This is a genomic window from Streptomyces sp. SP18BB07 (assembly GCF_036322545.1).
GTDB classification, from domain to species: domain Bacteria; phylum Actinomycetota; class Actinomycetes; order Streptomycetales; family Streptomycetaceae; genus Streptomyces; species Streptomyces deccanensis.
Genome location: NZ_JAQYWT010000057.1, coordinates 1 through 8,409, shown reverse-complemented (window position 1 = coordinate 8,409; position 8,409 = coordinate 1). Strand labels below are relative to the sequence as shown.

At 66.6% G+C, this 8,409-nt stretch carries 7 protein-coding genes; 6 read left to right on the top strand and 1 reads right to left on the bottom strand.

Translation table 11 applies throughout. The features are described from left to right. Nucleotides 1-317 precede the first annotated feature (317 nt). The gene (locus PUR53_RS00190; RefSeq protein ID WP_329896207.1) at nucleotides 318-854 is read right to left on the bottom strand and encodes an isoprenylcysteine carboxyl methyltransferase family protein; all 537 of its coding nucleotides are present in this window, start codon (nucleotides 852-854) and stop codon (nucleotides 318-320) included. A gap of 212 nt (nucleotides 855-1,066) precedes the next feature. On the opposite strand from PUR53_RS00190, the gene PUR53_RS00185 reads away from it, so the two are divergent. The 6 genes from PUR53_RS00185 to PUR53_RS00160 all read left to right on the top strand — a co-directional run bounded on the left by PUR53_RS00185 (nucleotide 1,067) and on the right by PUR53_RS00160 (nucleotide 8,159). Further along, nucleotides 1,067-1,996, top strand: a complete 930-nt coding sequence (locus PUR53_RS00185) for an acyl-ACP desaturase (protein ID WP_329896206.1) — start codon at nucleotides 1,067-1,069, stop codon at nucleotides 1,994-1,996. A gap of 48 nt (nucleotides 1,997-2,044) precedes the next feature. Beyond that, nucleotides 2,045-2,329 carry a phosphopantetheine-binding protein gene (locus tag PUR53_RS00180; protein ID WP_329896205.1) on the top strand — a complete coding sequence of 95 codons (285 nt, stop codon included), beginning with the start codon at nucleotides 2,045-2,047 and terminating at the stop codon, nucleotides 2,327-2,329. Continuing rightward, nucleotides 2,319-3,539 carry a beta-ketoacyl-[acyl-carrier-protein] synthase family protein gene (locus tag PUR53_RS00175; RefSeq protein WP_329896204.1) on the top strand — a complete coding sequence of 407 codons (1,221 nt, stop codon included), beginning with the start codon at nucleotides 2,319-2,321 and terminating at the stop codon, nucleotides 3,537-3,539. Before PUR53_RS00180 ends, PUR53_RS00175 begins: the two co-directional genes overlap by 11 nt. Nucleotides 3,540-3,808: 269 nt before the next feature. Next, nucleotides 3,809-5,740, top strand: coding sequence for an MMPL family transporter (locus PUR53_RS00170; RefSeq protein WP_329906956.1), 1,932 nt, complete (start codon nucleotides 3,809-3,811; stop codon nucleotides 5,738-5,740). A gap of 4 nt (nucleotides 5,741-5,744) precedes the next feature. Further along, a complete protein-coding gene (locus PUR53_RS00165; RefSeq protein WP_329896202.1) occupies nucleotides 5,745-6,854 on the top strand; it encodes a type III polyketide synthase in 1,110 nt (369 codons plus the stop codon). 231 nt (nucleotides 6,855-7,085) lie between these two features. Further along, a complete protein-coding gene (locus PUR53_RS00160; RefSeq protein ID WP_329906954.1) occupies nucleotides 7,086-8,159 on the top strand; it encodes a methyltransferase in 1,074 nt (357 codons plus the stop codon). The last annotated feature ends 250 nt before the right edge of the window (nucleotides 8,160-8,409 follow it).

The window sequence follows — 8,409 nt, the reverse complement described above, 5'->3', positions numbered from 1 at the left end:
GGCCCACATCCAGCACGTCCTGACCGCCATCGCAGTCAACATCGAGCGCCTCAGTGGACTGATGCCGACCGAGGAAACACCCACGCCCCGCCGGCCGACTGCCTTCCAGACCTACCTCGACCAGCGCGAGATACCCCGGCCGAAGTCCTGGCGAACCCTCGGCACCTGACCCCGTCCACTCCAAGATCCCCGACAGAGGCAAGCTGACTGGCGGGCCAGGTGTCAGACCGTGCTGGAACGCGGCAGGGGCGGGGCGCACTCTGCGTACTTCGGTGTGGGGTTCCAGAACAGGCGGCCCTCACCGGTCTGGCGGGACGTCATGCCGCGAGGCGTAGAGCGGCGTTTTCGGTCCGGAGCCGCACGGTGAGAACAGCCGCGTTGGCGGCGGTGAAGAACACTGCCGTCATCCAGGCATTGAAGATCAGGGGAAGGGTGATGCCTTCGACGGCGACGAGAAGGTAGTTGGGGTGACGGAGCCAGCGGTATGGCCCGCGGCGGATCAAGGGCATGCCGGGGATGACGATCACGCGGGTGTTCCAATGAGGCCCGAGGGAGCGCACGCACCACCAGCGGCCGGCGTGCACCAGTACCTGCACACACAGGGCGGGACCGCCCACGTATGGCAGGAAATGCCGGTGCCCGGCCGCCGCTTCGGTCAGGATGCCCGCGAAGAGCCCGATGTGCGCGGCGACCATGAAGGGAAATTGTCCTCGTCCGAACTCCAGCCCGCCCGCCGACTTCGCCCAGCGCGCGTGCTTCCAAGACAGCCACAACTCGGTCAGACGCTCGACGGCAACGGTGAACAGCAGAACCAGCAGTGCTGCGGGCAGCTCGAAGAATGTCGAGGGGTTCACACCTTTCCTTCCCTCACGGCCGGTTTATGTGGCTCCCGGCGGAATGAAGGGGGCGGCCGACGGCGTGAGAATCCACTATCACCGTCGGCCCCGGGCGGTGTCCTCTAGTGGAGGCTGCCTCGCTCGAACGAGTGGCAAGCCGTTTCTCACGTGCTCCTCGCGGCGTTCAAACGGTGATACATCCGGCTGCCGAGACACTTGGGGGGTGGGCCGTGGCGTGCGCCGAGGGGGAGCATGTGCTGCGGGAGTTGGAGCCGTCGGTCGAGCGGTTGCTGGGGCGGCACCTGGCTTTCGCACAAGACTGGCTGCCGCATCAGTTCGTCCCCTGGAGCGCGGCACAGGACTTCGACGGGCCGCTCGGCGGCGCGGCGTGGGAGCTGCACCAGTCAGCTCTGCCCCGGGCCGTACAGGACGCCTTGGTGATCAATCTGTTGACGGAGGACAACCTCCCCAGCTATCACTTCGAGATCGCCACCCGTTTGCGGCGCGACGGTGCCTGGGGCGCGTGGGTGCACCGGTGGACAGCTGAGGAGGACCGGCACGCGGGGGCGCTGCGGGCTTTCATCCATGCCCGCCGGGCGGTGGATCCCGTCGCTCTGGAACGCCTGCGGATGAGCCACATGGAGACCGGGTGGTCCGCCAACTGGCTCTCTCCGCTGCACTGCCTGGCGTATGTGACCGTTCAGGAGCTGGCGACCAGGCAGGCGCACCGCAACACCGGCGCCCTGTGCGGCGACCGGGTGGGCGAGGCGCTGATGGCCCGGATCGCGGCCGACGAGAACCTGCACATGCTGTTCTATCGAGGGCTGTACCACGACGCCCTGCAAGCATTCCCCGACGAGGCGATGGCCGCCCTGGCGGACGTTCTGTGCGGCTTCGAGATGCCCGGCACGGCGATCGCCGGCTTCCGGGCACGGGCCGCGCGCGTCGCAGCGGCGGGCATCTTCAACCTGGACATCCATTACGAGCACGTCGTCCTGCCCCTGCTGCGAGCGCTCGGCGTGATGGAGATGCCGGCGCTTGGCCCGGCGGGACAGCAGGCACAATCCCGGATCGGCCTGCATGTCGAGGCTCTGCAGACACGGGCGGCCCGCGCCCGCGACGTCTACGCCCGGATGAACGCCGACGGGACGCATCGATAACGCGAACGGCCCAGTCGCCTGACGCCCCATCAGACAGGAAGACACAGAATGACGTATGCAGCCGAATCGGCGGCTGACCTGCCGCCACAGCGGCACGCGCTGCCTGACCTCCTTGTCACTTTGCTGACCAAACACCTGAACGTGCCCGTCCTCCCGCAGGAGCTCAAGCCCGCCACCACCTTCGAGGACCTCGGGATGGACTCCCTGTCCTTGATGGAACTCGTCGTGGCGGCGGAGGAAGAGTTCGGGATCATCCTCTCCGAGGAGACCCTGGACCTCTCACCGTCCGCGACGCTCGGCGAAGCGGCACGAGGTTTCGACGATGCCCACTGACATCGCGGTCACCGGCCTTGGGCTGGTCACTCCAGCGGGGTTCACCCCGGAGGACAACTGGGCCACTCTCTGCGCGGGCCGCTCCCTGGCGGCTGCCGATCCCGTTCTTCACGGATTGCCGGTCGACTTCTCCTGTCAGGTCACCGGTCTTGACGCCGAAGCAGAACTCGGCCGGCTCACACGCCGCCTGGACGACTTCATCCAGTTCGCCCTGGTCGCCGCCCGTCGGGCGGTCCGTGACGCGGCTCTCGACCCGCACACCTGGCGGGCTGAGCGCGTCGGCGTCGTCCTGGGGGTAGGGGGAACCAGCCTGACCGCGTACGAGAAGGCCTTCCAGCACCTCTCCACGGGCCACCCCGACCGGGTCTCCCCGCTCAGCGTGCCGCGCAGCAACCCCAACATGGCAGCCGGCGAAGTCGCCATCGATCTGGGAGCCCGCGGACCGAACTTCTCGGTGTCCACCGCCTGCGCCTCGGGCGCCACCGCGATCGGCGTGGCACGCGACCTGCTGCGTTCGGGAACGTGCGACATCGTGCTGGCGGGAGGCACCGAGTCCGCCCGATCCCGGATGACGGCCGCGTGCTTCGCACGGATGCGGGCCCTGTCCCGACGCCGCGACCAGCCCCACCTCGCCAGCCGACCCTTCGACTCCGCACGCGACGGATTCGTCCTGGGCGAGGGAGCCGCCGTCCTGGTCCTCGAGCCCCTGACCGCCGCGCGCTCCCGCGGCGCGTCCGTCCAGGCCCTGCTGCGCGGCTTCGGATCCAGCGCTGACGCCCACCACCCCATCGCTCCGCACCCCGAGGGCCGCGGCGTCATCCAGGCTGTGACCACGGCGCTGCAGGACGCGGGGTGCCGACCGCAGGACATCGGCCACATCAACGCCCACGGAACCTCCACCCCGACCAACGACACTGTGGAGGCGGCCGCCCTCACCCGGATCTTCGGCGATCAGCCGCCACCGGTCACAGCGCCCAAGGGCGTGATCGGCCACTCGCTCGGGGCAGCCGGTGCGATCGAGGCGGCCTACACCGTGCTCGCCCTGCGGCACGCCAGCATCCCGCCGGTGGCGAACTTCGCGTTCCAGGACGGCGATCACAAACTCGACATCGTGGCCGCCAGCCCGCGCCCTCTGACCATGGGCACGGGAATCAGCTGCTCGTTCGGGTTCGGCGGGCAGAACGCCGTGCTGCTGTTCGAGGCCGCCTGATGCGAGACAACCAGAGGGCACGAGATGAGGTACCAGTACGGGCAAAAACGCGCCGGCGCGCCTGGCTGATCGTGGCATGCGCGACGCTGACGGTGCTTTTCGCCGGCGCGCTGGCACCGTGGGCGGTGTCGCAGCTGAGCCCAGGAGGGACGGTCGCCCACAATGCCGAGGCGTTAAAGGCGCACCGGCAGGCGCAGCAACTGGGCGTGCCCGCGCCCGATCTGGTGTTCTCTGTGTCATCCCCTGCAGACGACGCAGACTCCGCATCCATGCCCAAGGCCTCTGCAGCACGGGTGGCCGACGGAAGCTACGCCGTGGCGGCGGCCCTGTCCCGGCGACCCGAAGTGAAAGCGGTCTGGTCGGCGACGACAACTGGTGATCCATGGCTGCGGGCCAAAGATGGGCACAGCCTGCTGGTCGCCACCCAGCTGAACGGCACGCAGAAGCAGCAGGAGCAGGCCGCACCCGAAGTCGTCGCCGCAGCCCGGTCGGCCGTCCCGGGACTGCGACTTCAAGCCAGCGGCGCGATGCTGACCCAACGCGCCATGAACGACGCCATTGCACAGGACCTGCGCACAGCCGAATTGCTGGCCGCACCGATCCTCGTCCTCCTCCTGGTCTTCGCCTACGGCTCCCTGGTCTGCGCCCTGCTGCCCGTGGTCGTAGCCCTTGCGACAGTCAGCTGCTCGCTGCCGGTTCTGGCACTGGTGGCTCAGTTCACCGAAGTCTCCCAGCTCGCCGTGAACGCCGCCGCGGCGCTCGGCCTGGGACTCGCTGTCGACTACAGCCTCTTTCTGCTGTCGCGCGTCCAAGAAGAAACCGTGCGCCAGATGGACCGGGAGCGGGCTCTAGCTGCCGCCCTACGATCCAGCGGCCGCTGCGTGGCCTTCTCGGCCGCCGCGATCACCGTCTGCCTGGCCACCGCCTGGACGGTACCGATTCCGATGCTCCACGGCCTGGCACTGGCAGGCATGACCGTGGCGGTTATGGCGGCGCTCATCGCCCTGCTCGTACTGCCCGCCGTCCTGCGGCTACTAGGTCCCCGCCTCCTGGCCTGGGACCCCATGGCACCCTGGCGACGCGCCCGCGCCGGCGACGACAGCCCCTTCTGGCGGCGCACGGCCACCAAGGTCACCGCGCGCCCAGCCCTGGCAGGAGGACTGACGGTCCTGCTGCTCGCCCTGCTGGCCGTGCCCTTCTTCCACGTGCGGCTCGGCCTGGCCGACGACCGGGCCCTGCCCCCCACCGCAGCGGCGGCACAAGCCGCACAGCACCTGCGCGCGGAATTTGCTGCACCCCCCGAACAAATCCTGACCGTCAGCGTCACCGGACCCCACGCGGCGAATGAGGCGATGTCCTACCGCGCCCAGCTCATCGACCTTGCGCACGTCACCGCCGTGCAGATCGTACGCACCATCCCCGCCGGCAAAGCCGCGGGCCGGCAGCACCAGGCTGCGGCCGTCCTGCTGGTGGCCACATCGGCAGCTCCCGACACACAGCGTGCCACTGACCTGGTGAACGCGATCAGAGACACCTCTGCACCCGGCAACGTACTGGTGGGAGGCCGGGCCGCAGAAGTGGCCGACACCGCACAAGCGGTCCGCGACGCCCTGCCCCGGTGCTTGACGCTGCTCGCCGCCGGACTGATGTTCCTCCTCGGCCTCTTCACCCGCACCGTGGTCGCCCCCCTGAAGGCTCTGGCCGTGGCCGTCATCAGTCTAGGAGCGAGTCTGGGAGCACTCGTCGTCCTCTTCCAAGACGGTCACGGTCGCGCCCTGGTGGGTGACTTCACCGTCACCGGCTCGCTGGACACGCCCGCCCTGCTGTTCATCCTCCTGGTCACCCTCGCCCTCTCGGTGGACTACGAGGTGTTCCTCCTGGGCCGCATCCGAGAGGAATACCAGCGCAGCGGCGACAACCGAACAGCGATCATCGACGGCGTGGCCCGCACCGGCCGACTGGTGACCTGCGCCGCGACCGCGCTGGTGGTCTCCACAGCAGCGATGGCAACATCCGACCTCACCCTGCTCAAGTTCATTGGGGCCGGCATCGCCCTCGGCGCCCTCGTAGACGCGGTGCTCGTACGCGGCGTACTCGTACCCGCCGTGATGGCGGCCCTGGGCCCCGCCAACTGGTGGACACCCATCAACGTCAGATCCTCACTGCCGGTGACCGCGACCGCAGGGAAAGACAACGGCTGAGCGCATGACACTGACGACACAAGCACGAATCACAGACCCGCGGACGCCTGGACCCCGGCTGGCCGCGCTCCACACGGCCTTCCCTCCCTATCGCTATGCACAGTCAGAGCTCACCGCCGCCCTGACCGCCCGGATGCCGACGCAGTCCGCAGCACGCACTCACCTGGCCCGCAAAGTCCAGTCCAATGCCGGCGTCGGTGCCCGCCACATGTCCTTGCCACTGGACGAACTCCTTGACCTCATCGCAGAGGACGACTTCACCCAAAGAAACCGCATCTGGCTCGACACCGCCCTCGACCTGGGCCAGCAGTCAATCACCGGAGCCCTACACACGGCAGGCGTGGACCCGCAACAGGTCGACGCCCTGTTCAGCACCACCGTCACAGGCCTGGCCGTACCGTCCCTGGAGACCCGGCTCGCCCACCGAATGGGACTACGCCAGGACGTCAAACGCATCCCGCTGTTCGGCAACGGCTGCGCCGGAGGAGCCGTGGGCCTCGCACGCCTTCACGACTACCTGCGCGCCCATCCCGGCCACGCAGCCGTCCTCCTCGCGGTCGAGTTGTGCTCGCTGGCATACCGCCAAAAGGACACCTCCATGGCCAACGTCGTCGCCGGCGGCCTCTTCGGCGACGGTGCAGCCGCAGTCGTAGCATTCGGCACACACCGGCCCGGTGCACCAGGCCCTGAGCTCACCGACACCCACAGCTGGCTCATCCCGGACACCGAAGACATCCTCGGATGGGATATCGGCTCGCACGGCTTCAAGATCCTTCTCGCCCCCGAAGTCCCCACCCTCACCGAGGAATACGTCCCCAAGGCCGCCCACGACTTCCTCAACCGCCACGGCCTGACGCCCAGCCAGATCGGCAGCTGGATCGTGCACGGCGGCGGGCCAAAGGTCCTCACCGCAGTTGAACAAGCCCTGGGTCTACCCCCGCAAGCACTGAACCTCACTCGCCAGTCCCTCGCAGCCCGCGGCAATCTCTCCTCTGTCTCTGTCCTGGACGTCCTGCACAGAGCCCTCAAGTCACCCCCACCCCCGGGTACTCCCGGCCTCGTCACGGCCATGGGTCCCGGATTCTCTATCGAGCAGGTTCTGCTCCACTGGTAGGCAACGCACCACCAACACGGCAGTGCTCACCGTTCGGCTCCAGACAGAGAACGCCACACTCCGCCTCGCCACGCAACCCCACAGCCCCAGCAACGAGACCCATCGTTGTTATCGCAGTGAGTAACTGCCTCCTCGGACGCGCCCCCGTGCTGCGAGCCGCTGCTCTCACTCTCCTCGGCACGACCGCGCCCGGCCACCTTCACGGAAATGACTTAGCGGATGGACTCAGCGGTGAGCAATCAGAATTCCGTTCTCTCTCGCCTCGTCGACTACGCCATGGGCCCGATGAGATTTATGAACCTCCTCAGCTGCTTTGAACTGGGAATCATCGAAACCGTCAGGAAGGCTCCGGGAGGCGGGGTCACCTCACAAGAAATCGCGGCGGAAACCGAAACTCCCCCCGACGCGGTGGAGCAGTTGCTGCGCCTGATGGTCAAGGAGAATTTCCTCTCGTACGACAGGAAGTCGACAAGGTACGCCATCGACGGACTGGGGCACCTGACGGATTTCGATCTCGACAGAATCACTTACGGGATGCAGATGATCAAGACGGTCTGTCTGCGTCAGCTCTACTACCTCTCCCAGAGTGTCAGGGAGCAACGAGTGGTAGGTCTACGGGAAATTTACGGGTTCGACGGAAACTTCTACGAAGCAAGCGTCAAGCACCCCGAGCTCCGAGCCCCGTGGAGTGCGGTGATGGACCTTCTGACCAGCATGATCGACCCATGGTTCCTCGAGCACGTGGATTTCAAGCAGGATTCCAGGGTTCTGGACGTGGCGGGGAACACGGGGCTCGGAGCCATTCTCGCTCAGCAGCAAGCCCAGTCGATGAATGTTCATGTAACATGCTTTGATCTTCCTGAAAAGGAAACGGAGGCACTGGCGAACTTCTACGACAACGATATGCAGAGCGTATGCTCATATGTGGGAGGGGATGTTTTTCGGGAACCTCCCGGCGGATACGACATCGCCTTTGTGAAGCACTTTCTGGAAATGTTCAACGAGAAGGATGCCCGTCACATCCTGGAGAACATTCACGGGGCGCTCAACCCTGGCGGAGAACTCTACATCTTGGCACCCATCTACCCTGACGACGTCCGGGGATCGAATTCGGTGGACTTCTTTCCCTCTTATTTTCTCGGGTGCACCATGGGGCAGGGCGGGCCGCAGGATCTTGCGACCTATGCCACGTGGGTAGAGGACTCCGGGTTCAAGGTGACCAAAAGAATCGTCCAGGACACGAGCTTGATGCCTCCGGATGTCTTCATCACCTACGCAATCATCTGCGGCGTCAAGGACACATAAGTCTCAGCGTGAGCTTATGCTTTATGGTCTGAGTCCCTCATTTCAACAGGGCAGCCGTGAACACCTCGCGGTGGGCCGCTAAACTTGACTCTGTCGGGGATCTTGGAGTGGCCGGGGTATCTCGCGCTGGTCGAGGTAGGTCTGGAAGGCAGTCGGCCGGCGGGGCGTGGGTGTTTCCTCGGTCGGCATCAGTCCACTGAGGCGCTCGATGTTGACTGCGATGGCGGTCAGGACGTGCTGGATGTGGGCC